The sequence below is a fragment of the Weissella viridescens genome (genome assembly GCF_003862435.1).
Lineage (GTDB): Bacteria > Bacillota > Bacilli > Lactobacillales > Lactobacillaceae > Weissella > Weissella viridescens_A.
Genome location: NZ_RHGY01000008.1, coordinates 23,327 through 50,217 on the forward strand (window position 1 = coordinate 23,327; position 26,891 = coordinate 50,217).

At 42.6% G+C, this 26,891-nt stretch carries 28 protein-coding genes and 1 pseudogene; 1 reads left to right on the forward strand and 28 read right to left on the reverse strand.

Annotation, left to right across the window (positions count from 1 at the left end; all coding sequences use genetic code 11):
• Nucleotides 1-44 precede the first annotated feature (44 nt).
• The 16 genes from D3P96_RS06925 to D3P96_RS07000 form a co-directional block, all read right to left on the reverse strand.
• The gene (locus D3P96_RS06925) at nt 45-713 is read right to left on the reverse strand and encodes a uracil-DNA glycosylase (RefSeq protein ID WP_124943650.1); all 669 of its coding nucleotides are present in this window, start codon (nt 711-713) and stop codon (nt 45-47) included.
• Between the two features lie 75 nt (nt 714-788).
• Complete coding sequence (locus D3P96_RS06930; RefSeq protein ID WP_124943651.1) at nt 789-1,526, reverse strand: amino acid ABC transporter ATP-binding protein; 738 nt, start codon at nt 1,524-1,526, stop codon at nt 789-791.
• On the reverse strand, nt 1,526-2,974 hold the full coding sequence (locus D3P96_RS06935) for an ABC transporter substrate-binding protein/permease (RefSeq protein ID WP_124943652.1): 1,449 nt from the start codon (nt 2,972-2,974) through the stop codon (nt 1,526-1,528). Before D3P96_RS06935 ends, D3P96_RS06930 begins: the two co-directional genes overlap by 1 nt.
• 131 nt (nt 2,975-3,105) lie before the next feature.
• The gene (gene smpB / locus D3P96_RS06940) at nt 3,106-3,570 is read right to left on the reverse strand and encodes an SsrA-binding protein SmpB (RefSeq protein WP_124943653.1); all 465 of its coding nucleotides are present in this window, start codon (nt 3,568-3,570) and stop codon (nt 3,106-3,108) included.
• A gap of 24 nt (nt 3,571-3,594) precedes the next feature.
• Entirely contained in the window at nt 3,595-5,937 is a 2,343-nt protein-coding gene (rnr, locus tag D3P96_RS06945) for a ribonuclease R (protein WP_124943654.1), read from the reverse strand.
• A 96-nt stretch (nt 5,938-6,033) separates the two neighbouring features.
• Nucleotides 6,034-6,270 (reverse strand): preprotein translocase subunit SecG, encoded by a 237-nt coding sequence (secG, locus tag D3P96_RS06950; RefSeq protein ID WP_057746965.1) that lies wholly within the window; start codon nt 6,268-6,270, stop codon nt 6,034-6,036.
• A 158-nt stretch (nt 6,271-6,428) separates the two neighbouring features.
• Nucleotides 6,429-7,763 (reverse strand): phosphopyruvate hydratase, encoded by a 1,335-nt coding sequence (gene eno, locus D3P96_RS06955; protein WP_124943655.1) that lies wholly within the window; start codon nt 7,761-7,763, stop codon nt 6,429-6,431.
• Nucleotides 7,764-7,880: 117 nt separating this feature from the next.
• Nucleotides 7,881-8,657: a triose-phosphate isomerase gene (tpiA, locus tag D3P96_RS06960; RefSeq protein WP_124943656.1), complete on the reverse strand. Its 777-nt coding sequence runs from the start codon at nt 8,655-8,657 to the stop codon at nt 7,881-7,883.
• A 91-nt stretch (nt 8,658-8,748) separates the two neighbouring features.
• Entirely contained in the window at nt 8,749-10,482 is a 1,734-nt protein-coding gene (ptsP, locus tag D3P96_RS06965) for a phosphoenolpyruvate--protein phosphotransferase (RefSeq protein WP_124943657.1), read from the reverse strand.
• 86 nt (nt 10,483-10,568) lie between these two features.
• Nucleotides 10,569-10,835 carry a phosphocarrier protein HPr gene (locus D3P96_RS06970; protein ID WP_124943658.1) on the reverse strand — a complete coding sequence of 89 codons (267 nt, stop codon included), beginning with the start codon at nt 10,833-10,835 and terminating at the stop codon, nt 10,569-10,571.
• A gap of 130 nt (nt 10,836-10,965) precedes the next feature.
• Nucleotides 10,966-11,151 (reverse strand): hypothetical protein, encoded by a 186-nt coding sequence (locus D3P96_RS06975; protein WP_124943659.1) that lies wholly within the window; start codon nt 11,149-11,151, stop codon nt 10,966-10,968.
• 3 nt (nt 11,152-11,154) lie between these two features.
• Nucleotides 11,155-12,093: a thioredoxin-disulfide reductase gene (gene trxB / locus D3P96_RS06980; RefSeq protein ID WP_124943660.1), complete on the reverse strand. Its 939-nt coding sequence runs from the start codon at nt 12,091-12,093 to the stop codon at nt 11,155-11,157.
• Between the two features lie 163 nt (nt 12,094-12,256).
• Complete coding sequence (galU, locus tag D3P96_RS06985; protein ID WP_124943661.1) at nt 12,257-13,132, reverse strand: UTP--glucose-1-phosphate uridylyltransferase GalU; 876 nt, start codon at nt 13,130-13,132, stop codon at nt 12,257-12,259.
• Between the two features lie 6 nt (nt 13,133-13,138).
• Nucleotides 13,139-14,155 (reverse strand): NAD(P)H-dependent glycerol-3-phosphate dehydrogenase, encoded by a 1,017-nt coding sequence (locus D3P96_RS06990; RefSeq protein WP_124943662.1) that lies wholly within the window; start codon nt 14,153-14,155, stop codon nt 13,139-13,141.
• A 15-nt stretch (nt 14,156-14,170) separates the two neighbouring features.
• Entirely contained in the window at nt 14,171-15,130 is a 960-nt protein-coding gene (hprK, locus tag D3P96_RS06995) for an HPr(Ser) kinase/phosphatase (protein WP_124943663.1), read from the reverse strand.
• 29 nt (nt 15,131-15,159) lie between these two features.
• Nucleotides 15,160-15,531 carry a phage holin family protein gene (locus D3P96_RS07000; protein WP_124943664.1) on the reverse strand — a complete coding sequence of 124 codons (372 nt, stop codon included), beginning with the start codon at nt 15,529-15,531 and terminating at the stop codon, nt 15,160-15,162.
• A gap of 491 nt (nt 15,532-16,022) precedes the next feature.
• Between D3P96_RS07000 and D3P96_RS07005 the strand changes: the two genes are divergently transcribed.
• Nucleotides 16,023-16,376 (forward strand): hypothetical protein, encoded by a 354-nt coding sequence (locus tag D3P96_RS07005; protein ID WP_124943665.1) that lies wholly within the window; start codon nt 16,023-16,025, stop codon nt 16,374-16,376.
• 43 nt (nt 16,377-16,419) lie between these two features.
• Here the strand turns inward: D3P96_RS07005 and D3P96_RS07010 are convergent, their stop codons facing one another.
• From D3P96_RS07010 to rpmI, 12 genes and pseudogenes are all read right to left on the reverse strand, one after another.
• Nucleotides 16,420-17,139 (reverse strand): MIP/aquaporin family protein, encoded by a 720-nt coding sequence (locus tag D3P96_RS07010; protein ID WP_124943666.1) that lies wholly within the window; start codon nt 17,137-17,139, stop codon nt 16,420-16,422.
• 198 nt (nt 17,140-17,337) lie between these two features.
• Nucleotides 17,338-18,135: a peptidylprolyl isomerase gene (locus D3P96_RS07015; RefSeq protein WP_124943667.1), complete on the reverse strand. Its 798-nt coding sequence runs from the start codon at nt 18,133-18,135 to the stop codon at nt 17,338-17,340.
• Between the two features lie 13 nt (nt 18,136-18,148).
• Nucleotides 18,149-19,246: an ABC transporter substrate-binding protein gene (locus tag D3P96_RS07020; protein ID WP_124943668.1), complete on the reverse strand. Its 1,098-nt coding sequence runs from the start codon at nt 19,244-19,246 to the stop codon at nt 18,149-18,151.
• Nucleotide 19,247: 1 nt separating this feature from the next.
• Entirely contained in the window at nt 19,248-20,063 is an 816-nt protein-coding gene (locus D3P96_RS07025; protein ID WP_124943669.1) for an ABC transporter permease, read from the reverse strand.
• Nucleotides 20,060-20,869, reverse strand: coding sequence for an ABC transporter permease (locus tag D3P96_RS07030; protein WP_124943670.1), 810 nt, complete (start codon nt 20,867-20,869; stop codon nt 20,060-20,062). Before D3P96_RS07030 ends, D3P96_RS07025 begins: the two co-directional genes overlap by 4 nt.
• Complete coding sequence (locus D3P96_RS07035) at nt 20,862-21,932, reverse strand: ABC transporter ATP-binding protein (RefSeq protein WP_185696125.1); 1,071 nt, start codon at nt 21,930-21,932, stop codon at nt 20,862-20,864. The genes D3P96_RS07030 and D3P96_RS07035 overlap by 8 nt, the downstream gene beginning before the upstream one ends.
• A 215-nt stretch (nt 21,933-22,147) precedes the next feature.
• Nucleotides 22,148-24,268 carry an elongation factor G gene (gene fusA / locus D3P96_RS07040; protein WP_124943672.1) on the reverse strand — a complete coding sequence of 707 codons (2,121 nt, stop codon included), beginning with the start codon at nt 24,266-24,268 and terminating at the stop codon, nt 22,148-22,150.
• Nucleotides 24,269-24,399: 131 nt separating this feature from the next.
• Nucleotides 24,400-24,870 (reverse strand): 30S ribosomal protein S7, encoded by a 471-nt coding sequence (rpsG, locus tag D3P96_RS07045; RefSeq protein ID WP_057746999.1) that lies wholly within the window; start codon nt 24,868-24,870, stop codon nt 24,400-24,402.
• Between the two features lie 16 nt (nt 24,871-24,886).
• Complete coding sequence (gene rpsL, locus D3P96_RS07050) at nt 24,887-25,300, reverse strand: 30S ribosomal protein S12 (protein ID WP_057747000.1); 414 nt, start codon at nt 25,298-25,300, stop codon at nt 24,887-24,889.
• 746 nt (nt 25,301-26,046) lie between these two features.
• Complete coding sequence (locus D3P96_RS08475) at nt 26,047-26,202, reverse strand: HeH/LEM domain-containing protein (RefSeq protein WP_432422551.1); 156 nt, start codon at nt 26,200-26,202, stop codon at nt 26,047-26,049.
• Nucleotides 26,197-26,610 (reverse strand): annotated as a pseudogene (gene rplT, locus D3P96_RS08455) (50S ribosomal protein L20); the annotation flags it as partial. The gene D3P96_RS08475 and the pseudogene rplT, both read right to left, overlap by 6 nt.
• Nucleotides 26,611-26,680: 70 nt before the next feature.
• Nucleotides 26,681-26,875 (reverse strand): 50S ribosomal protein L35, encoded by a 195-nt coding sequence (rpmI, locus tag D3P96_RS07060; protein ID WP_057747006.1) that lies wholly within the window; start codon nt 26,873-26,875, stop codon nt 26,681-26,683.
• Between the last annotated feature and the right edge of the window lie 16 nt (nt 26,876-26,891).

Consider the following 26,891-nt stretch of genomic DNA (forward strand, 5'->3'; position numbering starts at 1 on the left):
TATCGCATACTTGATAGCGCTTACGCTACCATTAATTAATCTATTCACAAAGTCCAATTAATGGGTGCCACGGCATGTGTTTGTAAAAAAGCGTTTGTTTGACTGAACGGTTTTGATCCAAAAAAGCCTCGATACGCCGATAACGGACTGGGATGCGGTGCCTTTAAAATCAAATTATTTGGTCCGTCCAATAGCCGTGCTTTTTTCTGCGCAAACTTCCCCCACAAAATAAAGACAACGGGTTGATTCTGTGCGGCTACCAATCGCATGACTTCGTCGGTAAACGGCTCCCATATTTCACCGGCATGCCCATTCGATTTACCCGCCGGAACGGTCAAAACGGCATTCAAGAGCAACACACCTTGCTGGGCCCATGGGTGTAAATCACCATTGGCTGGTGGCTCGGTTTGTAAATCGTCCGCAAGTTCTTGAAAAATATTCCGTAATGAGGGGGGCAAGGGAAAATCAGCTGGCACTGAGAAACTTAACCCTTGCGCCTGCCCTGGATTAATATAAGGGTCTTGTCCTAGAATCACAACTTTTGTTTGCGCCAAGGGAGTATTTTCCAATGCTGCAAAAACATTTTTACGCGCCGGATAAACCGTTTCAGATGCATAAGCATCCGTTAAGAACGTATTTAATTTTTCAAAATAGGCATTCGGTAGTGCTTCTACTAGTGGGGCTGCCCAATCTGTGTCAAAGAAATCTGCCATATTTGCTCCATTCATTTTCTAACCAAAATAAAAAAGGTAATCCTACATATTGTAGCATTACCTTTTCAAAAATGATTAAGCATTCAAAATCTTGTTCAAGAAATCTTGGGTACGTGGATTTTGTGGATGCTCGAAGACTTCTTCTGGTGTTCCTTGTTCTTGGATTTTTCCATCGGCAAAGAAAACAACCCGGTCAGCTACTTGCTTAGCAAAGCCCATTTCGTGAGTTACCACGACCATTGTCATGCCGTCCTTAGCCAAGTCCTTCATCACTTGCAAAACATCCCCAACCATTTCTGGGTCAAGCGCTGAAGTCGGTTCGTCAAACAACATAATCTTTGGGTTCATCTCCAATGCACGAGCAATCGCCACACGTTGTTCTTGTCCACCAGACAAAGTTGTTGGCTTTACATCGGCCTTATCGCGAAGTCCAACTTGATCCAACAAAGCCAAGCCCTTTTCATCCGCTTCTGCCTGTGACATCTTTCCCAGTTGCACTGGGGCTAATGTCATATTTTCCAATACAGTTAGATGTGGAAAGAGGTTAAAGTGTTGGAAAACCATCCCGATTGTTTCACGCGTCTTATCGATATTCGTTTTCTTATCACTGATGTCCCAACCATTGATGACAATTTTACCACTGTCAGCTGGTTCAAGATGATTCAAAGTCCGTAAGAAAGTTGACTTACCAGACCCCGATGGCCCGATCATAACAACAACTTCGCCTTCTTGCACTTGTAAATCAATGCCCTTTAAGACTTCATTTTTTCCATAGCTCTTATGCACATCTGTTACGTCGACAATGGCTGTCATTACTTAATCCTCTTTTCAATCCAATTTGATAACCAAGTTAATAGCGTGATTACAATCAAGTACATTGCTCCAATAATCAACCAAACACGGAATCCTTGGAGATTACGAGCAATAATTAATGTTCCAGTTTGCGTCAATTCGACAATTCCAATCGCTGAAAGAATTGATGTATCCTTCAACGTAATAATGAATTGGTTAATGAAACTTGGAATCGTTAGACGAATTCCTTGTGGCATCACGACCTTCCGCATTGCTTTTCCATATGGCAAGCCCAATGAACGTGCGGCTTCCAACTGACCCTTATCAACTGACAAGAACCCACCCTTAATGAATGATCCAATGTAGGCACCTTCGTTTAGGATTAAGGTAATCAGTCCGGCAGTAAAGGCTGGAATCTTCTGGCCCGTCAAGTTTGGCAAACCGATGTAGATGAAGAAAGCTAGGACCAACATAGGTAGTCCACGGAATAGATAGATAATCGTCGTTGATGTCCCACGTAGAATCTTGCTTGGCATGACACCCAAGACACCCAAGAAGAGTCCCCATACGGCAGCAAGTAAAATTCCAAAGACAGTCAATTCAATTGTTTTAATCAATCCATCACGCAAGGCATCTTTATTGTCCTTAATAATATTCCAAATCGTTGGCTTTTCATTCTTAGCGGCATTGGCCTTATAGTTATAAGCACCCTTACCAACATAATGACTAACAATTTTGTCATATTCACCAGACTTCACGATTTTGGCATAACCATCATCAAAGCTCTTCAATAGCTTGGCGTTTTGACCCTTCTTCACACCAAAGCCGTAACCACCAGTGTTAGCCGGCTTCGTAATAACCTTCAAATCTGTTCCTTGCTTAATCGCATAACCCATCACGGGTTGATCTTCAAAACACGCAACTGTGTTTCCAACCGTCACATCGTTATACATGGTGTTGGAATCATTGAAGAATGATAGTTTCAAATGATACTTTTTCTGAATGCTTTGCGCGTATTGCGCACCAGCAGTTCCGGTTTTAACCGCAACCTTCTTACCTTTTAAATCATCTAAAGACTTAATTGACTTGTTCTTACCATCAACGGCCACAACCACACCTGTCTTATAGTACGGTGTACTAAAGTCAAATGATTGTTTACGTTCAGGGGTAATTGACATACCGGCTAAGAGTCCATCTACTTGTCCCGCTTGGACCGCTTGTACACCCGCGTTAAAACTCATTGGCTTTAACGTATAGGTAAAGCCCTCTTCTTTTGAGATCGCCTTTAACATATCCATATCGATTCCACGATAAGTCCCATTTTGCGTCTGGAATTCGAATGGTGGATAAGTCGTATCCGTTGCAATTGTATAGTTTGGTTTCGCATCAGCAGAGATGCTGTGTGGTACCGCAACCAAACCTAACAGCATGATACCGGTTGCAACCAAACCCTTTAGCCATTTATTCATGACATTTCCTCCTGAGATAAGTGTTCTACACATTTCCTGATTAGCATACACTGTAAAAAAAGTTTTGTGGAAAATTGTGTTAACTTTCCTAACATCAAAAAAGACCACACGGTTAAGTGTGGTCTTTTAGTTTAACGTTTTAATGCCCGTTGTAAGTCGCGTTCTTGGTCACGACGTTTCAAGGTCTCGCGTTTATCATAATTATGTTTACCTGTGGCAACGCCAATCAAAACTTTGGCAAAACCACGTTTAATATACACTTTTAATGGAATAATTGTTTTCCCTTTTTGTGCGACTTCAGCTTCCAATTGGCGAATTTGTTGCTTATGCAACAACAGCCGGCGTGAACGTAATGGTTCATGGTTAAATTGGTTACCTTGTTCAAAGGGACTAATATTCACATTATCCAACCAAGCTTGGCCGTTACGGATTTGGACAAACCCGTCCGCAATCGTAATCCGCCCTGCTCGAATCGATTTAATTTCGGTTCCCGTCAACTCCAACCCAGCTTCCATCGTTTCACCAATATTATAGTCATGGCGTGCTTTTCGATTGGTTGCTAAGGCATCATTGACGACTTTTTTCTTTTTGGGCATGTTGGTCCCTCCAATTAATCAAGCTTATTTGTGTTGACCTTTTTGTGCTGAGCCATTTTGACGTGGCTTTGGCGCACGGTGATCCTTAGGCTTACCAGCCTGCTTATTCTTATCACCCTGACGGCCACGGCCTTGTTGACCTGGTTTCTTATGGTTGCCACCCTTACCACCAAATGAACCCCGACGGTCATCAGCAACCTTAATGTCAGTGATTGGCGCAGCATCTGGATCAACCAAAATGAAGTCCAAAGCACTTTGCTCAGTATCAACACGAATCAACTTCACGCGGACAGGTTGTCCAATTTGATAAATATGGTGGAAACGACGTCCAATCAATGCCATATGTGATTCATCATACGCATAGTAATCATCCGTCAAGTTTGACGTGTGAATCAATCCTTCAACTGTGTTTTCAAGTGACACGAACATACCAAACTTTAAGACACCATTGACGACAGCATCGAATTCTTGTCCGACCTTGTCTTCCATGTATTGCGCCTTCTTCATGGCATCAGTATCACGTTCGGTATCAACCGCACGACGTTCACGAATTGATGTATCTTCAGCAATGACTGGTAATTGATCACGGTACTTAGCTTGAGCATCAGAACCAAAGCCAGCTTGTCCATACCACTTAATCAAACGGTGCACCGTCAAATCAGGGTAACGACGAATTGGTGACGTGAAGTGCGTGTAGTAGTCAGCACCAATTCCAAAGTGCCCCAATGGTTGGTCTGAGTACTTAGCTTGTTGCATTGAACGCAACATCATTGTTGAAACCATTTGTTCTTCAGGCTTACCCACAAAGTATTGGTGAATATTTTGAAGATCAGCTGGCTTCACATGGTTTGGATCTGCTTTAACTGGGCAACCAAGCGCCTTAACAAAGTCGAAGAATTTTTCAACGCGTTCGCTATCAGGCGCTTCGTGAATACGGTACAAGAATGGTACCTTTGCCAAATCATAGTGCATCGCAACCGTTTCATTGGCTGCCAACATAAATGATTCAATCATACGTTCAGAAGTACCACGTTCACGGAGTTCAATATCAACTGGCTTTCCTTGTGGATCAACAATCACCTTTGCTTCAGGTGCATCGAACTCAATCGCCCCACGTTGCTTACGCTTTTCAGCTAAGGCATTATGCAACAATTGCATGTCTTCAAACATAGGAACTAATTCACGATAATTTTCGCGGGCTTCTTCATCACCAGCCAAAATATCATTCACACCAATATAAGTCATGCGGGCGTGTGAGCGCATCACAGACTTATGCAGACGATGGTTAACCAACGTCCCATCCGGTGTGAATTCCATTTCAGCAGACATTGCCAAACGGTCAACCCCTTCATTCAATGAGGCAATCCCGTTTGAGATATTACGTGGCAACATTGGAATGACACGATCCGTCAAATAAACTGAAGTTCCACGCTTGTAGGCTTCCTTATCCAAAGGTGAGCCTTCAGGGACGTAATGTGAAACATCCGCAATATGCACACCAAGATGGAAGTTTCCATTATCCATGCGCCAAACGGTCACGGCATCATCCAAGTCCTTTGACTCGATTGAGTCAATCGTAACAAGTGGTTGATCCGTGATATCTTCGCGGTCTTCACGTTCCTCATCCAAAACGTGATCAGGAATTGCTTCAGCTTGCTCCATCACATCATCTGGAAAGACGTGTGGCACATCGTGATTATAAACAATTTGCATGATGTCGACACCAGGGGCATCTTTATAACCAATCTTTTGAACGATGGTTCCGGTCATTTGCTTTGGTGCATCAATTGTTGGGTAAGCATCGATTGTTGCGACAACAACTTCACCATCTGAGGCTGCCATGCCACCCTCTTTGATTAAGAACTCATAGGTCGCAAACTTCTTGTCAGTTAGTGTAATTTGCCCGATATAACCAGTGTATTCAGACCCTAACTTGAATTCCCCGACCATGCGTTCACGTGAGCGGTGCATAATTTCAACAACTTGCCCTTCAGGACCGCGATTGCCATCACCCTTGTTCAATAACTTCACGCGGACTTGATCGCCTTGTAAAGCTAACATCGTGTTATCTGGGTTTACAAAAATGTCATCAGCATTGTCATCGTAACGAATAAAGCCAAATCCACGTTCATTTGCGCGGAATTCACCAATAACACCTTCTTTTTTTGCATTGTATTGGAAGGCGCCATCATCATTTACTTTAATCTTTTCATCGCGTTCAAGCGCAGCTAAGGCTTGGACGACTTTCGTAAAGGCATTATCACCTGGCAAGTGCAATCCGTCGACCAAGGTTTGGGCGGGAAAGGCTTGCGAAGGATTGGCCTTTAAAAAACCATATAATTGGTCTTGTAAATTATTTTCTGCCATTAAAACTCTCTCTTTTCTATGTTCCGTATTAATTTGTCTCTATTCGAAGAAAGACCTCCCGCATAAAAAATCACGAGAGGTCTTTTCATAAATGGTCTAATGTGCTGATAGGTAGACAAGTGCCAAACCTAAGATAAACCAAATTGCACCCAAAATCGCGGTAAGTCGTTGCATCACAGCTTCGAATCCACGTGCTTTTTGAGTTGCAAATAAATCACCTGCGCCACCAGAAAGTGCTGATAAAGCATCTTGTTGCTTTGATGGTTGCATCAATACGGCAACGATCAATAAAAAGCCAACAACAATCATTGCAATCAACAAAATATTATACATACTTGGCGCCTCCATTTTTCTAAATACTCATTAATTTCGATTAAATATACTTACCTAGGATAGCATATCTTAGGCGATAACTCAACTCACCCCAAAGATATAAAAAAAGAGTTCAGCATGTGAACATGCTGAACTCTTTAATTAATTGTTATTTGAAATTAACCAACGTAGTTAGTAATTGCTTCGCGGGCAGCCTTATCAATGTTGTAGAAGCTGTTGATTCCCTTGAATTGTGCAACGTTTTCACCCAACAAGTCTTCGATGCGCATCAATTGGTTGTACTTAGCAATACGGTCAGTACGTGACAATGATCCAGTCTTGATTTGTCCGGCGTTAGTTGCAACAACTAAGTCAGAGATAGTTGTGTCTTCAGTTTCACCTGAACGGTGTGAAACGATGGCAGTGTATCCAGCTTCCTTAGCCATTTCGATGGCGTCCATAGTCTCAGTCAAAGTACCGATTTGGTTAACCTTGATCAAGATTGAGTTAGCGGCACCCATCTCAATACCCTTTTGTAGGTATTGTGTGTTTGTAACGAAGAAGTCGTCACCAACGATTTGAACACGGTTTCCAAGACGGTTTGTCAACTTAACCCATGCATCCCATTCGTTTTCATCCAAAGGATCTTCAACAGAGATGATTGGGTACTTGTTAATCAAAGCTTCCAAGTAATCGATGAATTCGTCAGTTGTGTATTCCTTCTTGTCAGGTTCCCCTGCCAATACGTATACACCACGATCTGCATCGTAGAATTCTGAAGAAGCAACGTCAAAGGCGATGGCAATATCCTTACCAGGCTTGTAACCGGCCTTTTCGATAGCCTTCAACAAGAATTCGAATGGTTCTGCGTTTGACTTGAAGTCAGGCGCAAATCCACCTTCATCACCAACAGCAGTTGAGTGACCAGCGGCCTTCAACAAAGCTTGCAAGGCGTGGAAAGTTTCTGAACCCATACGAACAGCTTCAGCAATTGACTTAGCACCAACAGGCATAATCATGAATTCTTGGAAGTCAACATCGTTGCTTGCGTGAGCACCACCGTTGATAACGTTCATCATTGGTGTTGGCAAAACCTTAGCATTGAATCCACCCAAGTAGTTGTACAATGGTGTTTCCAATTCATCAGCAGCAGCACGGGCAGCGGCGATTGAAACACCCAAAATAGCGTTTGCTCCCAACTTACCCTTGTTTTCAGTACCATCCAATGCGATCATTGTTTGGTCCAAGGCAACTTGATCAGTAACTTCCAAGCCAACAAGCTTTTCAGCAAGCTTAGTGTTGACGTTGTCAACGGCCTTCAAAGTTCCCTTACCACCGAAACGGTTCTTATCACCGTCACGCAATTCAACAGCTTCGTGTTCACCAGTTGAAGCACCAGATGGGACGATTCCACGACCGAATCCACCTAATTCAGTATAAACCTCAACTTCAACAGTAGGATTTCCACGTGAATCCAACACTTCGCGTGCATAAATATCAGTAATTGCAGACATTGTTGTTCTCCTTGTTCTTTACGAAAGATTTTAGAACCTAACTAGGTCCTTTACATGTTTAATTGTAACATATATCACGAACTATGAGCACGCTTTTAACATCGATGTGGGCTAATTTTATTTTAACTTTTGTGCCTGATGGGCTAGTTTCACTAATTCAGCAAAATTATCCGGATCTAAGGCTGAATTTCCAACCAATACGCCATCAATATCTGGCTGACGCATAATTTCATAGACATTTTCTGGTTTAACCGATCCACCATATAAAATCCGTAAATTATCTGCAACCTCGGCATTGAACATATCGGAAACCGTTTCGCGAATCAAATACAAATCCTTTTGGGCGAGGTCGGCGTTCATTGCCATCCCACTTCCAATCGCCTGCGTAGGTTCATACGCCAAAACAACTTGATGCATTTGTTCTGGCGCAACTCCCTTTAGCGCTTCAATGACCTGATTGACGATCCAATGCATGTGCGCATTGGGCGAAACAATCTGAATTGACTCATCTAAAGCGATGATGGGGCTTAGATTGTTTTTCAAGGCCGCTAATGCTTTAAGATTGACCATTTCGTCAGTTTCACGGAAATAGTGCCGGCGTTCAGAATGCCCAATAATCACATACTGGACCCCTAGACTCGCCACCACTTTCGGACTGGTTTCACCTGTATAAGCCCCTTCTTCTTTCCAATAAACATTCTCGGCACCGATTTCAATGAGTGTTCCCTCCGCTGCATCCACCATCGTTTGCAACAAAACATCTTGTCCCGCCAAAATGGGTTCCACATCTGGATAGTCACGCACCACTGCTGCGACGTCTTTAATGTAAGCCCGTGCTTCATCGGGGAGTTTATTCATTTTCCAATTAGCCATTACGATTGGTCGGCGTCCCATAGCTTCACCTCTTTTTTGTAGTACTTTCATTATACCATTGATTTTGAGGATACAAAAAAAACAGTTAAACCTTGGTTTAACTGTTTTTTGGTTATTTAATTTCAGGAACGTTCGCATGTACTAACGCGATGACATCTTCGCTGGTTTCGGCTTCGATGGCTTGTTCTGCCAATTGTTGTAACTTTGAGGCGTCAAGCTGACGCATCAAAGCACGCGTTGGTAAGACTGAGGTTGCGGACATTGAAAATTCATCAAGGCCCATGCCCATCAAAATCGGTACCGCAATCGGATCTCCAGCCATTTCACCACACATCGCTGCCACCTTACCATACTTGTGGGCCGCCTTAATCACGCTATCGACGATTCGCAAGATTGAAGGATTGTAAGGTTGATAAAGATAAGATACTTTATCATTCCCACGATCAGCAGCCATGGTGTAACCAATCAAATCATTGGTTCCAATTGAGAAGAAATCAACCTCTTGGGCGAACTTATCCGCTAAAATAGCTGCCGCTGGTACTTCGATCATGATACCTAGCTTAATGTTATCGCTAACCGCAACACCTTCCTCAATCAACTTCGCTTTTTCTTCGTTGAAGATATCGCGAGCGGCTCTAAATTCAGGCAATGTTGCTACCATTGGGAACATAATCCATAAATTACCAAAAGCTGATGCCCGAATTAATGCCCGTAGTTGCGTTCGGAAAATATCAGAACGACCAAGTGACAGACGAATGGCCCGATAACCTAAGAACGGATTTTCCTCTTCTGGCAAAGGCAAATAAGGCAACTTCTTATCACCACCAATATCCATCGTCCGGATTGTCACATTCTCATCAGGTCCAACACCTTCTAAGACCGACTTATACGCCTCAAACTGTGCCTCTTCATCTGGCAATTCTTGTGAATCCATATAAAGGAATTCAGTTCGATAAAGTCCAATCCCTTCAGCACCATTTTCTAGGACCCCTGTTAAATCTTTAGGTGTTCCAATGTTGGCTGCCAAAGTGAAATGTTGTCCATCAGCTGATACCGTCTTTTGGTCCTTAAGTTTGGCCCACTCAACTTTTTGTTCGGCATAGGCATCCGCTTTAGCTTGATACTCAGCGATTGTATCATCACTTGGATCTTGAATGACGACGCCATCCATCCCATCAAGGACTAGAGTATCCCCTTCGTTAATCGACTCAGTGGCAGTTTCAGTTCCCACTACAGCTGGGATCTCCAACGTGCGTGCCATAATAGCAGCGTGCGCTGTTCGTCCCCCAACATCAGTGACAAAGCCTTTGACGTAACGTCGATCAAGTTGTGCTGTATCGGATGGTGTCATATCGTGCGCAACAATGATGACTTCCTCGTCAATCAAAGCTGGATTAGGCAAACGCTTATCCAACAGATGACTCAAAATACGTTTTGTGACATCACGAATATCGGCTGCTCGTTCTGCCATATAGGCGTTTGTATCAGCCATTCCTTCAAATAATGCAATGTACATATCGGCAACTTGTTGCAAAGCCGCTTCTGCATTCACTGTATCGGTCTCAATGGCTTGTTCAATGCCCCCAGTAAATTCAGGGTCTTCCAGCACCATGATATGCGCTGTGAAAACCTCGGCGGCTTCATCCCCCATTGACGCTGCTGCTTTATCACGGATTTTCTCTAAATCTGCCTTTGATGCCAAAAAAGCCGCCTGTAAGCGACTTTTTTCGACTTGAACATCATCGATCGTTCGCTTATCAAAAGACAAATCCGGAGTAATCAGCTTGTAAGCTTTTGCGATAGCAACCCCATTTGAAGCTGCAATTCCATTGATTTGTTTTGCCATAGCTGTTCGTTCCCCTCGAAGTTCAACTTATTATTAAGTTTTATTATTAACTCACACTGCCCCAACTGTGTTGTTGATTTGAAAAATTACTTCGTCAAACCTTCTGATGCCATTGTGTCGGCAATTGCATCGATTGCTGCACTAGCGTCATCACCATCAGCAGTGATGGTAACATCGGCACCTTGACCAACACCAAGTGACATCACACCCATGATTGACTTCAAATTAACTTCCTTACCTTGGTATGAAAGTGTAATGTTTGAAGAAAACTTTGAGGCAGTTTGTACTAACAAAGTTGCTGGACGTGCATGAATACCTGCTTCTGCTACGATCTTAAAGTCGCGTGATTCCATGATTAAATCTCCTTATATGTCTGTCATTTTATCGAGTTTTCACATGGTGGCTAAAGGCAACACCATGCCTCTTCTACACTAGTTATTTTATCAGCTTCCATGTAACTTGGCAAGCGCTTACATGGAAATCCTATTCCTGATTTTCAGGGCGTTTACGATAGGTTACCTGCCCTTTTCGACCAGCCTCGCCAACAATCGCACTTTGATATGGATAATTCCGCCAAACTTCAAAAAATTCTGGGAAATGTTCCGCCTCTAAAATATACGCTTCCAGCTCACCCGTTCGTAAATCCTCTAAAATTTGATTGTAATCCATGCCCTATTCAACTCCATCTTTCAATGTTTCGTTGTAGGCATACGCATTTTGTCCAGCAATTGCAGCATCCCCAACCGCCGTTGTAATTTGACGGAGTTGCTTTTGACGAACATCACCAATTGCGAAAATACCTGGTTGTGTCGTTTCCATTTGATCATTTGTCAAAATCCAACCTTGCTCATCTGTGATGCCTAGACCATCAACTGAATCTGAAACTGGCAAAAGACCAATATAAATAAAGGTCGCTGACGTCGCAAAGTCTTCTGTTTCATTAGTCACATTATTCTTAAGCGTCACAGAAGTGACCTTAGTGCCGTCACCATTAATCGACTGGACTTCAGTATTCCAGATAAAATCAATGTTATCCGCATCAAAAGCACGCTTTTGCAAAATTGGTTGTGCCTTAAGGGTATCGCCACGATGAACAACTGTCACATGGTCAACAATGCCAGCCAAGTACGTTGCTTCTTCAATCGCTGAATCACCACCACCAACGACAACGACCCCTTGGCCCTTAAAGAAAGCCCCATCACAAACGGCACAGTATGATACGCCACGGCCAGCATAGTCTAGTTCACCTGGTACGCCAAGCTTTTTGTATTCTGACCCCGTCGCAACGATGACTGAATTTGCTTGATAATCATTCATATCGGTCACAACATGCCATGTATTATCAGCATTCGTTTCAATGTGTTGGACGGTTCCAAATTGATATTCAGCGCCGAATTGCGTAGATGAAGCATACATCTTCTCAGATAAATCAGCGCCCATGATTGAATTATAGCCAGGATAGTTTTCAACCTCAGCCGTATTATTCATTTGTCCACCATAGATTCCGCGATCCAACATAACAACAGATAAATTGGCACGTGAAGCGTACGTCGCAGCCGTCATTCCACCTGGTCCGGCCCCAATAATTACTACATCAAATTTTTCAGTCATCGTACTTCCTCCTTGTGCATTTCCTTATGTTATTTTAACCGTTTCTTTGCAAAATTACTATGGCAAAGAAACGGGTTCACACTTATCACCACCACTTACTTATTGTAAGTCATATCGTGTTTATTGTAAACAAAAAGACACCCGCGGTGCCTTTTGTGCTTGATTAATCTAATGTTTTAGCAAGTTCCTTGATATACGCTTTAAGCGCTTCCCCAGTTTGTGGGTGCTTCAAACCAAATTCAACGTTAGTCGTCAAGAAACCAATCTTTGATCCAATATCATAACGACGACCCTTGAATTCGTGGGCGTCAACTTGTTGACGCTTATTCAAACTGTCAATCGCGTCAGTCAATTGCACTTCGCCACCCTTACCAGGTTCTGTACTTTCAAGTTCTTCAAAGATTTCTGGCGTCAAAAGATAACGACCGATAATCGCAAGGTCTGATGGTGCATCTTCAGGTTGTGGCTTCTCCACAAAGTTTGACACACGGTACAAGCCATCTGAAAGTTCTTCTTGAGGATTGATCACACCATATGAAGATACCTCATCATGTGGCACGTCCATAACAGCAAGGGTTGAATCACCCGTTTCTTCGTAGCGATCAATCAATTGCTTCGTCAATGGAACCTCATCTTGCATCAAGTCATCACCAAGCATCACAACGAATGGTTCATCCCCAATGAAGGCCTTACCAGTTAGCACGGCATCACCAAGTCCTCGTGGGTGTGATTGACGAATAAAGTACAAGTTGATGTCCGTCGTTTCTTCCACCATCTTCAACAAGTCAAACTTACCCTTTTCGCGCAAGTTATTTTCAAGCTCTGGATTTGAGTCGAAATGGTCTTCAATTGAACGCTTTGACTTACCATCAACAATCAAAATTTCTTCAATACCTGAAGCCAAGGCTTCTTCGATAATAAATTGGATGGTTGGCTTATCAACAATTGGTAACATTTCCTTAGCTAATGCTTTCGTTGCTGGTAAGAATCGAGTTCCTAACCCCGCTGCAGGGATAATCGCTTTTCTAACACGTTTCATTGGATTTTATTTTCCTTCCTGTTTAACTGGTCGACTCATCAATTCTTGAATCGCCACTTGAATATCTAGTCCCTCGTAAAGGACCTTATAAATTGATTCTGTTATTGGCATTGTAACATGCTTGGCTTGTGAAAGCTCATACGCTACCTTAGCGGTTGAAATACCTTCAATCACCATGCCCATGTTTTCCACAATTTCTGGCAGTGTTCTACCTTCACCAAGTTGTTGCCCGGCTCTAAAATTACGTGAATGCACTGATGTGGCAGTAACAAATAAGTCACCGACACCTGACAAGCCCATAAAGGTGAGTGGGTTAGCACCGAAGGCTTGCCCTAGGCGCGTAATTTCTGCTAAACCACGCGTGAATAATGCCGCTTTGGCATTTGAGTCATAACCCAGACCATCTAAGGCACCAGCACCAATCGCAATCACATTTTTCAACGCTGCGCCCACTTCCGCACCGATCATATCTGAACCAGTGTACACACGGAAATGTGTGTTCGTAAACGCATCCTGAACGGCGTCAGCCACCGCTAAATCTTCGCTAACAGCTGTGACAAGGGTTGGATCATGTTTAACAACCCCTTCAGCATGAGAAGGTCCCTCAATGACTGCTACGCCATTGCGATATTGTGCGGGCACTTCTTCAGCGAGCATTTCTGAAACGCGTTTAAACGTGCCTGGTTCCAATCCCTTAGTCGCTCCAACTAAGATGATTTTTTGATCACCTAATTCCGCCAAAACATCGGCTAATTTTGCGGCAACTTCGCGGGTTGCTTTGGTTGGGACGACACTAACCACAATATCGGCACCTGAAACAGCATCCAGCATATCTGCTGTCGCCACGACACCCAGATTAATGGCATTATCACCTAAATAATCTGGATTAATGTGTTCAGTATTAATTAATTCAGCTTGGGCTGGCTTATGGGTCCAAAGGGCAACGGTGTGCCCATTTTCAGCCACAACTGTGGCCAATGCTGTTCCCCATGAACCTGCACCCAAAATTGCTATTTTTGTCATGCTTTTATTTCGCTCCTACGCTTGTGACTCAGTTGCACCATCTGAGTGCACTGAGTTTTCTTCAATTAATTGGTTCAAATTATTATTAAATGTTTCGGTGGCATCAAAGCCCATCTTCTTGGCACGGAAATTCTTAGCCGCAGTTTCAATCAAAACGGCTAGATTTCGTCCAGTTTGAACTGGCACAACTAAGCGTGGCAAGTCGACCCCTTGAATACGGGTAATGTCTTCACCATTTCCCAAACGATCAACATCTTGATCATCCTTCCATTTTGCCAAATGTAAGTTGAAAGCAATCGTCGCATGTGAACGGACCGCTCCGGCACCGAACAGATTCAAGACATCAATAATCCCGATTCCACGAATTTCCATCAAATTACGCAAAATGGCAGGTGGTTCACCAACAAGACGTTCTTCATCTTGAGCGTACACATCAACACGATCATCGGCGATTAACCGGTGACCACGTTGAACTAATTCAAGGGCCGTTTCAGACTTACCAACTCCAGAATCACCAGTAATCAAAACCCCAAGCCCGTAAATATCCACTAACACACCATGAACAGATTGACGTTCAGCTAACTTACCACTCAAGAAATAGGTCATGTTTGACAAAATTTTAGAAGACGTCAACTCAGTCGCCAAAACCGGAATATGCGTTTCAGCTGCAACGTCCATAAATTCTTGTGGCAATTCCAAACCAGTCGACACAACAAATGCTGGTGTTTCAGGTCGCATCATCTTGCGCGCTACCATCATTAATTCATCATGCGACATTCGCTTAGCAAATGACGTTTCCGTAATTCCCATAAGTTGTACGCGTTCAGCTGCGTAGTAGTTAAAGTATCCGGTCATTTCCAAACCTGGACGTGAAATATCTTCAGTCTTGATGACACGTTGGAGATATTGCTCTCCCGTCACTACCCGAAGATGTGTGTTACTCAATAAATCTTTTACGGTTATGCTTTTAGCCATGTCTATTTCCCCATTAATGCATTCTATCGCTACTCACGATTCAAAAAACTAGAAATAATTAGATTTACAATCGACATAATGATTGAGATCAAAAGCGCCCATCCAAATCCGTAAAAGTGAAAGTCACTTCCAATAATACATGATGTTAACCATAAGACCGCAGCGTTCACCACGAAGCCAAATAGCCCAAACGTGAGTAATGTTAGCGGTAATGCTAATAATTGTAATATTGGTCGGATTAATGCGTTCAAACATCCTAGCAGCAATGCTGCTAATAAGGCAGTCCAAACCGACTTAACATAGATACCTTGTGGCAATAGACCGGCTAGTGCCAGAAAAGTAATCGTGTTGATAATCAACCGTTGGAAAAATCCAAGTTGGCGCACAGTATAAACTTTCATGCGTTTCCCTCCACTTTAATTCCTATTATAACAATATTTAAGGCATTAGCCAAAATATCTTTATGTATACAAAAAACGCCGATCACAGATCGACGTTTTGAGTTTGGCAATGTTAGGAATGACCTGTCCTAACGCAGGTGATGGTTACCCATCAGTCAACGTACACCAGTTATTGCTAACTGTTAGTCATGTGCAGATCAACGTGTTCCACAACACGTTTAATCACCTACCAGCATGCGGCTGTTAATATAGGCCGTTTGTAAAAATCTTCTAAATGAAGATTCTCTCGACTCATCGCATGACCTTAATATAGCATACTGTTATACAACTTGCAAATGATTTTATTCAGCCCATCGAGATTAAAACTGGCTGGATTATCTGCTTGTCTCCCCCTGTTTCTTTTTTAAAAACATGTTATTATAGTTATTAATGATGTTTTATTAAATAAGCATGAGATGTTTCTTAAGTCGAATAAAAGTGAGGACACGTGTATGAAAGTTATCGGTAACACTTTGGAAAATATTCATAAATTTCGCCACGAAAACATTCGCGACAAACGTTCTGGAATATTACCCACAAAATCTTCATTAGTGAAGAATCCCTACGCCCAATTAAGTCTGCTCTATTTAGATACCAATGACACCTACTATCTCGTTGACGCGTCAAGCGCCATCGCCCATTCATTGCAATATAATGACGGCGCAATTGTGATTAGTGCTTGGCATGCAGCTGATATTATTGGGCTTAAGCAAAGTTATAACCAACCTGGTTTTGATAATTACTTCCAGATGTTAGTGCAAAATACTGCCGAAGCCTATGCAACAGAGCACCAGACGCAACAATAACCCATAAAAAAAGTTCAGAATCATGGATTCTGAACTTTTTATTTTATTTAAAAATCAATGTATATAAGACTGTGGCAGCTGTTGCCCCAATAATTGGTGCAACAACAGGAACCCATGCATAATCCCAGTGTGAGCTACCCTTATGTTTTAAGGGGAGCATTGCGTGAATCAAACGAGGACCTAAGTCACGTGCTGGATTCAAAGCTGGTCCAGTAGCACCACCAAGTGATGTGACCAAACTTGCCACCAAGATACCCAAAGCAAGTCCTTCAATTGGCTTATTTTGTGGTACGGCACCAATCGCCATCGCTGCAAAGACAAGAACGAACGTTCCAAAACCTTCATTGAGCAACCCATTCAAGCGTGATCCAGCGGCATCATTCGTTGAGAATGGCGCAAAGATTTCATCAGAATTAGTCGTTGCATCAAAGTACGGCTTATAAGCACCAACGATGATTAATTGCCCAATCATCGCCCCAGCTAATTGCGCTACGATGTAAAAGGCGACTTCAGACCAAGGAAAACTGCCTACCATCGCTAAGCCTAAAGTAAAGGCCGGATTGATGTGCGCTGAAATCGTTCCAAAGGCAATCACCGGAATCCCAACCCCGGCACCATATCCAATGGCAATGTTTAGCCATCCGGTGTGGTTTCCCTTTGTGTTCTTTAATTCAGTATTGGCTACGGCACCATTACCTAAAATAATCAAAAACATCGTCCCAAAAAATTCTGCAAACAGTCGGACTGTTAATGCATGTTCCATAAATACTCTCCTATATAATACCTATTAGCACTTTGCGTACCATTTTATTCTAATCAATATATCGTCAACCTTTTTATTATAGCCAAAGCACGCCCAAAAAACTATCTATTTTGTAACATTTTTCACAAAATAATCACAAAAAAAGCTACAGCCCCTAATTGGAGGTTGTAGCTTTTTAAATAATGTAAATAACAGGCGCTATTTCGCAGTTTTTAGTACAGTCACTGTTTTAATTTTAACTGGATTAACTGGCTTTGATTTTTCATTTGACTCACTCATTTCCACTTTTCCAGCAGCAATTTGATCAACAACGGACATGCCATCCATAACTTGACCGAATACCGTATACTTCCCATCTAAACTTGGATTACCACCTTTACGGTAGGCCTTGTAAATTTTCTCAGGGTATTGATTTCGATCAATTTTCTTCATTTGATCATCGTGATTTTGATCAATGAAAAATTGTGACCCATTCGTATCAGGACCAGCATTCGCCATGGCTAACGCCCCGCGAATATTGTATAACTTGGGGCTAATTTCATTTTTAAAACCATTCCCGGAATCAAGCTTTTGATCTTTTTGATACCAGATGGAATGCCCACCCGCACCGGTTCCCTTAGGGTCACCACCTTGAATCATAAAGTCTTTAACCACCCGATGAAAAGCAGTGCCATCATAATAACCATCTTGCGCATGGGTGATGAAATTTTTAACCGCTAGCGGCGCTTCTTGATTAAACAATTTAACCGTAATGGCCCCGGCTGTTGTTTCAATGCGTACTTCCGATTCATTTTCAGCAACACCGTCTTGTAATTGTGGTAATGCTAATTTGTCTAACTTTGCCTTTTGGGCCCGGATTTGTTTGGCTGATAACTGCTTTCTTTGTTTCTGTTGTTGGGCCTGTTGCTGGTTGTGGTAGGCACTCACGCCAATAAATAAGGCAATGATGATAACCACTCCGGCGGCAATCCAGACTTCTGGTTTTATTTTTTTCATATGTGTCTCACTTTTATTGATTCGTCATCTTAAACTCTAAGAAATCGTCATTATAGCGTTGGGTCCAAGTGGGTCCCAAGTTTTGGTAGGTTTCAAGCTTTGATAAGACAACTTTGGGTGGGTACCATGATGGATTATCACGTGTTGCCTTAGGCAAACGCTGCCAAGCAGCTTGATTTGGTGTGGCGTAACCGACGTATTCGGCATTCTTCGCCGCAATGTCAGGCCGACTCATATAATTCATAAACGCATATGCCGCGGCTTTATTTTTAACGGTCTTAGGCATCACCAGATTATCAAACCAGAGATTTCCCCCATCATTTGGCACGACATAATGTAAATGTGAGTTACGACTCATCATTTCAGCAGCATCCCCTGAATAATCAACGGCCAAAGCCGCTTCATCTTGCGCCATATACGTTTTAATTTCATCAGCGACAATTGCCTTCACATTTGGCATCAACGTTGTTAGCTTGCCGCGTGCGGCAGCCAAATCAGGCAAGTTCTTGGTATTGACTGATTTACCATTTGACGCCAAGGTCATCCCCATAATATCACGTGCTGAATCCACGAGCATAATTTGTTGCTTATACTCTGGTCGCCATAAGTCGTTCCAAGACTTGATTTCGCCCGGCTTAATAAATTTATCATTGTAGACAATGCCGAGGGTCCCCCAAAAATAAGGTACCGAATACTTGTTTTTAGGATCAAACGGTTCATTCATAAAGGCTGGATTATAATTTTTAAGACCGGTGAGTTTGCTGTGGTCAAGTGGTTCTAACATATTATCTTGACGCATCTTCTCCACCATATACTCAGATGGCACGGCAATATCGTAGTGCGTTCCACCCTGCTTAATCTTCGTATACATCGCTTCATTGGAATCGAACGTCTCATAATCAACGCGATAACCCGTTTCTTTCTGAAATGACTTCAAGATACTTGGATCAATATAATCACCCCAGTTATAAATGGTTAAGGTCCGCTTACCCTGTGGTTGATCAGAATTACCGACGGATCTATTTTCCAAATGGGTAAACCATGCTCGCATCCCAAACAACGCTGCCACGACAACTAGGATGGCTAAACTTAAATGAATTAATTTTTTCATCTTAACGCACCGCCGTTCGCATTTGACGTTTCTTCTTACTATCTCGACTGGTCCGCGTTGAAATCACGTAGTAAACCCCCACTAAGCCCAGTGAAATCAAAAACATGATGGTAGATAAGGCATTCACTGACAAGTCGATTCCTTGACGCGCACGTGAATAAATTTCAATCGAGAGCGTTGAAAAGCCATTCCCTGTCACGAAAAAGGTCACGGCAAAATCATCCAACGAATACGTAATCGCCATAAAGAAGCCTGCCAAGATCCCTGGCCACGCAAATGGCAAAACGACTCGGCTCAAAACCTGATAGTCACTTGCGCCTAAATCATGTGCTGCATCAATTAAGGCTGGGTTCATCTCATTTAGACGCGGCAGCACCATTAGGACCACAATCGGAATTGAAAAAGCAATGTGTGCCAAAAGCACTGAGAAAAAGCCTAGCTTCAAGCCAATCAAGGTAAAGAGAATCAAGAAACTCGCCCCGATGATGACATCAGGTGACACAATTAAGATATTGTTTAATGACAAGAGGGTATTCTTCACCCCCACGCGTCGCGTTCGATAGATTGCCAAAGCCCCAAAAGTGCCAATTAGTGTCGCAAACAGCCCCGCTAATAGCGCAATGATAAAGGTATTAGCCAGAATCTCCATCAAACGATAGTCTGAGAATAACGTTCCGTAATGTTTAAGTGAAAATCCAGCAAAGTCATTCATGTAACTTCCCGAATTAAAAGAATAAAACATCAGATAAAAAATAGGCAGATACATCAACGCAAAGACAAACACTAAGTAAAGATAGCTTGGTTTTAACTTACTCATGCCTTACCACCTCCCTTACGATCACGGGTAACATACATGGTAATTGCCATCGCTACAATCAAGACAACCCCGATTGTGGAACCCATGCCCCAGTTTTGGGTGACCATGAAATGTTCTTCAATGGCAGTTCCTAATGTGATAACGCGATTTCCACCAATCAAACGAGTAATCATAAAGAGTGATAATGTCGGAATAAAGACAGCTTGCACCCCAGCTCGAACCCCATTCATTGATAAGGGGACAATCACACGCCATACCGTTTGCCATTTGGTCGCCCCTAAATCGCGCGCAGCATTGACTAAGGATTGATCCATTTCCACCAGTGAATTAAAAATTGGCATAATCATAAACGGAATTTCTAGGTATGCCGCAACCGCCATAAATGCACCATTGGTAAACATGATTTGTTGTGGTCCAATCCCCACAAAGGTCAAGAAATCATTAATCGTTCCTTTTTGTGCAAATAGACCAATAAAGGCATAAGCTTTCAAAAGCAAGTTGACCCAAGTTGGCAAAATCACCAACATTAACCAGAATTGTGCATGTTTAAGGCGACTCATGATAAACGCCATCGGATAACTAATTGCTAATGTAATCAAAGTTACAATAAACGCAAAAAAAACCGAATTAAACGTCATGCGCAAATACGTCCCTGAACCGAAATAACTCTTGTAATTAGCCAAGGTAAATTGACCATGTAGGTTTGTAAATGATTCAAAAATGAGTAAGATGACTGGGGCAATCACGAAGAGGACGAGCCAAAGATAATATGGCACACTAAAATTAATCGTCCGTTTTTTAGTCATCGGCTGTCTCCTCCTCTTCATCATAGTGTTCTAAACGCGCGTCAAAGTCCTCTTCAGACTCATTCAAACGCATAATATGAATATCTTCCGGATCAAAGTATAGTCCATAGCGTTTTCCAATTGTCGCCGAATTGGTTGCTTGAATCTGCCAAGGATTTTGATCATCATCATGGGCAGTGATTTCATAGTAATCTCCCCGGAATGACTCATCGTCAATCGTAACAGATAACTTACCGTCAGCTTCATCGACCAAATCTAAATCTTCCGGACGCAAAACGACTTCGACGGGTTCATTTGGTCGCATACCAGCATCCACATTTTCAAATTCTTTACCGGCAAATGACACCACGTAGTCCTTACGCATGACCCCTGGCACAATGTTTGATTCACCAATAAATTCAGCGACGTAATGATTGATGGGTTCATCATAGATATCAACTGGTGTGCCATTTTGCAAAATTTTCCCATCGTGCATCACAAAAATCCAATCAGACATCGCCAACGCTTCTTCTTGATCGTGGGTCACAAAGACAAAGGTAATGCCTAGGCGTTGTTGAATATCACGCAATTCGTATTGCATCGTTTTACGTAACTTATAGTCTAGCGCTGATAGTGGTTCATCAAGTACAAGCACTTCAGGTTCGTTGGCGAGCGCACGTGCGATCGCCACACGTTGTTGTTGCCCACCGGAGAGTTCTGAAATTTCACGGTCCTCGTACCCTGAAAGCTTAACAAGCGCTAACATTTCAGACACTTTTGCTTTAATATCACTTTTGCTTTTCCCCTTTAAGACCATTCCAAAAGAAACATTTTCAAAAACATTCATATTCGGGAATAAAGCATAGTTTTGGAAAACGGTATTAATTTGCCGTTTTTCCGGTGGGACATCGTTAATGCGTTGACCCTTAAAGTAGATATCACCAGAAGTCGGTGTTAAAAATCCAGCCATCAAGCGCAAAATTGTTGTCTTTCCTGAACCTGATGAACCAAGCAAAGTATAAAATTTTCCTTGCTCAATTTCTAAATCAATGGATTTTAAAACAGTTGTATCACCATATTGCATGGCCACATTTTTAAACTCGATTATGGGTTGAGTCACTTGTCTCCACCACCTTTCTTTGCATGCCTTAAATTATACAAAAATTCTATTTTCAGTGAAATGTTTTTATGCGCGTCAGCGCAAAAATTATGATTGCTTTAACTTTAAGACACAATAAAACCCCGCAAGGCATAACCTTACGGGGTTTTATCTAAAGCTGAGAAGCCCTAAGCTAAAGCTTAGTCTTCGTCATGCTTTCCATACTTCTTAACAATTTCGTCTTGAACGTTCTTAGGAACAGCTTCGTAGTGATCGAATTGCATTTGGAAAGTTCCACGACCTTGCGTTGATGAACGCAAAGTAGTTGCATATCCGAACATTTCTGACAAAGGAACCTTGGCGTGGATAATCATTGAGTTTCCACGTTGTTCTTGACCTTCAAGCAAACCACGACGGGCTGAAACGTGTCCCATAACATCACCTAAGTTGTCTTCAGGAACAGTAATATCAACACGCATGATTGGCTCCAAGATAACGGCACCAGCAGTCTTGGCAGCTTCACGCAATGCCAATGAAGCAGCAATCTTAAAGGCAGCTTCAGATGAGTCGACATCGTGGTATGATCCATCATACAACTTAGCCTTCAAATCAACCAATGGGAATCCGGCGATAGGACCAGCGTTCATTGAATCGCGCAATCCAGCTTCAACTGAAGGGATGTATTCACGAGGAACAGCTCCACCAACGATGGCGTCTTCGAATTCGAATCCAGCCCCTTCTTCGTTAGGTGAGAATTCAATCCAAACATCACCATATTGTCCCTTACCACCAGATTGGCGCTTGAAGTATCCACGGGCTTGAACAGTCTTAGTGAAGGCTTCACGGTAAGCAACTTGAGGTGCACCAACATTGGCGTCAACACCGAATTCACGCTTCAAACGATCAACGATGATATCCAAGTGAAGTTCTCCCATTCCCGAGATCAAAGTGTCACCAGTTTCTTCGTTAGTTTCAGCACGGAATGAAGGATCTTCTTCGGCCAACTTTTGCAAAGCGTTTGACATCTTATCTTGGTCTGCCTTAGTAGCAGGTTCGATAGCCAATTGGATAACGGGATCAGGGAATTCCATTGATTCAAGAACCAATGGACGGTCTGGTGAAGTCAATGAATCACCAGTCGTTGTTGCCTTCAAACCGATCGCAGCGGCGATATCACCTGAGAATACTTCAGGGATTTCAGTACGGCTAGTAGCGTGCATTTGTAGCAAACGTCCAACACGTTCACGCTTGTCACGTGAAGTGTTCATAACGTATGAACCAGCTTCCAAACTACCAGTGTAGACACGCAAGAATGTCAAACGTCCAACGAATGGGTCAGTCATAACCTTAAAGGCCAAAGCGGCGAATGGATCTTCGTCGTTAGCGATCAAGTCAACTTCTTCACCAGTCTTAGGATCTGTGGCAACATATGGCTTAACTTCCAAAGGTGATGGTAGGTAGTCAACGACACCGTCCAATACCATTTGGACACCCTTATCCTTATATGCTGATCCAGCAAAGACAGGGTAGAATTCCAAGTTCAAAGTTGCACGACGGATAGCAGCCTTCAATTCGTCAGCAGAGATTTCTTCTCCACCAAGGTACTTGTCCATGATTTCATCATCAACATCAGCGATGGCTTCAACCAATTCGTTGTACTTTTCTTCAACAAGGTCAGCATAGTCAGCAGGCATGTCGCGAACTTCCCATTCTTCACCAAGTTCAGTGGTTGGGTACCAAGCTTCCTTAGTAATCAAGTCAATGATTCCTGCGAAGTCGTCTTCAGCACCGATAGGCCATTGAACAGCCTTAGCGTTGGCATCCAAACGATCCTTCAATGAATCAACTGACATACCAAAGTCGGCACCCATCTTGTCCATCTTGTTAACGAAAACAATACGAGGAACATCATAAGTTTCAGCCTGACGCCAAACAGTTTCAGTTTGTGGTTCAACACCAGCAGAACCGTCCAAAACAGCAACGGCACCGTCTAGCACACGCAATGAACGTTCAACTTCGATAGTGAAGTCCACGTGACCTGGTGTGTCGATGATGTTGATACGGAATGGATCGTTCTTGTATTGGTCATGGAAACCATGCCAAACAGCAGTTGTAGCGGCTGATTGGATCGTGATTCCACGTTCCTTTTCTTGATCCATGAAGTCCATTTGTGAAGCTCCATCGTGAGTTTCACCAATCTTATGAATCTTACCTGTGTAGTACAAAATACGCTCAGTTGTAGTCGTCTTACCAGCATCGATGTGGGCCATGATACCGATATTACGGGTACGGTTAAGTGGGTATTCACGCTTGTTAGCCATGAGTATAATATCTCCTTAAATTTAACGACCAACGCCAAAAACACGACGTTAATCTGTCTTATAACAATTATACCGCAAAATACACAAAAATGGCTATAGCCTTTGTTGGGCTGTAGCCAAATTTTGAAATATTACCAACGGTAATGTGCAAAGGCACGGTTGGCTTCAGCCATCTTGTGCGTGTCTTCACGCTTTTTAACAGATGCACCAGTGTTGTTGGCAGCATCCATAATTTCCTTAGCTAGACGTTCGTCCATTGTGTGCTCTCCACGCGAACGTGCGTATTGAACCAACCAACGAAGTCCAAGCGTTACTCGACGTTCTGGACGAACTTCGATTGGAACTTGGTAGTTAGATCCACCGATACGGCGAGCCTTAACTTCCAATACAGGCATGATGTTGTTCATAGCCTCTTCGAAAACTGTCAAAGGTTCTTCACCAGTTTCTTGCTTAATACGATCAAAAGCATCGTACAAAATTGTTGAAGCAGTTCCACGCTTACCATCAATCATCAAACGGTTGATCAAACGTGAAACAAGCTTTGAATTATAAATTGGATCAGGCAAAACTTCAGCCTGTTTTGTATAACTCTTACGTGGCATTATTTATGTCCTCCCCTTATTTCTTTGGACGCTTAGTTCCATACTTAGAACGTGAAGTCATACGTCCTTCAACACCGGCTGTATCAAGGGCACCACGAATGATGTGGTAACGTACCCCAGGCAAGTCCTTAACACGACCACCACGAATCAAAACAACTGAGTGTTCTTGAAGATTGTGACCGATACCAGGAATATATGCAGTAACTTCGATCAAGTTTGATAGACGTACACGTGCATACTTACGCAAAGCTGAATTAGGCTTCTTAGGTGTCATTGTTCCAACACGAGTTGCAACCCCACGCTTTTGTGGAGAAGAAACACGAGTGGCCTTCTTTAATTGTGAGTTATAACCAAAGTTCAAAGCTGGTGACTTTGACTTTGTGCTCTGTGACTTACGAGACTTACGAACCAATTGGTTAATAGTAGGCATGTCCTAGAGTCCCCTTTCAATTTTTCTATATAGTGTCTAGTCCACATTACCAGGCGTATCGCTTAAATACACGTAATAATGCATAAATGGTACTTTTCGTTTAAGAGTTCAGCACGTCACGTTGAACACGTAAACACCCTTGCTCACTTAAAGCACAATCAATAATATATCATCTATTCCAACAAGATGCAAGTTTTTTCTGTGCAATTTAAAGGCGGTGTTAAGGCATTCATTTTGCCCACAATCCCGGGCGTGTCAAAAATGAACTTTCATCTCTAAATCCCGTCTATATCTGCATCGAGAAAGGAGTTGCGACATGTACATTTTTATCACTTACCTCTTTTTAATGGTCTTAATTTGTTTAGGACAACAAGATTTATCAACTAAATCAATAAATTCTTTTCTATTATTCCCTTTTTGGTGTATTGCGACTGTCCTTCATTGGCAAACTTGCTTGTTGATTGGGATCAGTTATCTATGTGTCCTTTATCTCAATCAGCTAAACCAGCAACGTTGGATTGGGAACGGTGATTTAGATGTCCTGGCTTGCGGTTTATGTCTGACACCAAATCTCATTGGATTCAGTTGGCTAAATTGTGCTTGCCTCATTCAACTTGCCCTACAAGCCCTATTTTATCGTGAACGCCAAGCCCCGTTTGTCCCAAGTTTATCCATCAGTTGGGCCTTAACCGTCATTTATGTATAAAAAAATACACTCACTCGAAAGTAAGTGTATTAATTACTGATTAAACCAATGCCAACAATTCAGCCTTCTTAGCTGATGCTGGGAAGTCGATACCGTTAGCAGTCAAGTATTCCTTGATTTCTGCAACAGTGTTCTTGTCTGATGGCTTTGCATCTGAAGAAGACTTCTTAGCTGCCTTAGGAGCAGCTACGTTGATTGCAACAGTCTTTTCTGTTGTAGCAGGTGTCTTTGTGGCAACGTGCTTACCAGCTTCTGACAAAGCCTTCTTAGCTGATTCAGCCAAAGCAGCAAATGCTTCAGGATCAGTAATAGCAAGGTCAGCAAGCATCTTACGGTTAACAGTTGTACCCATCAAAGCCAAACCGTGCATGAAGTTTGAATATGACAAACCGTTGATACGGGCTGCAGCGTTAATACGTGCAATCCACAACTTACGGAAGTTACGCTTTGTTTGCTTACGATCACGGAAAGCGTACGTCCAACCCTTCCAAACACGTTCCTTGGCAACTCGATAGTTAATGCTACGTTGACCACGGTAACCCTTGGCCAACTTGATCATCTTTTTACGGCGTGCGCGCGTAACTGTTCCACCTTTAACTCGCATGGATAATTCCTCCAGTAATTCTTTTTATAAAATAGCTAATTTAGATTTCGAAAATGTACAAAAGTACAGATTAACGTCCCATCATGTGAACGTAGTTCTTCAAAGTTGTGTGGTTCATCATTGAAGTCCCACGCAATTGACGACGTTGCTTCTTTGTCTTACCGTGGAAACGGTGTGATGTGTACGCGTTGGCACCCTTCAAACCACCATTAGCAGTCTTCTTAAAACGCTTTGCTGAAGCGCGGTGTGTCTTAAACTTTGGCATTGTATTTTTCCTCCAA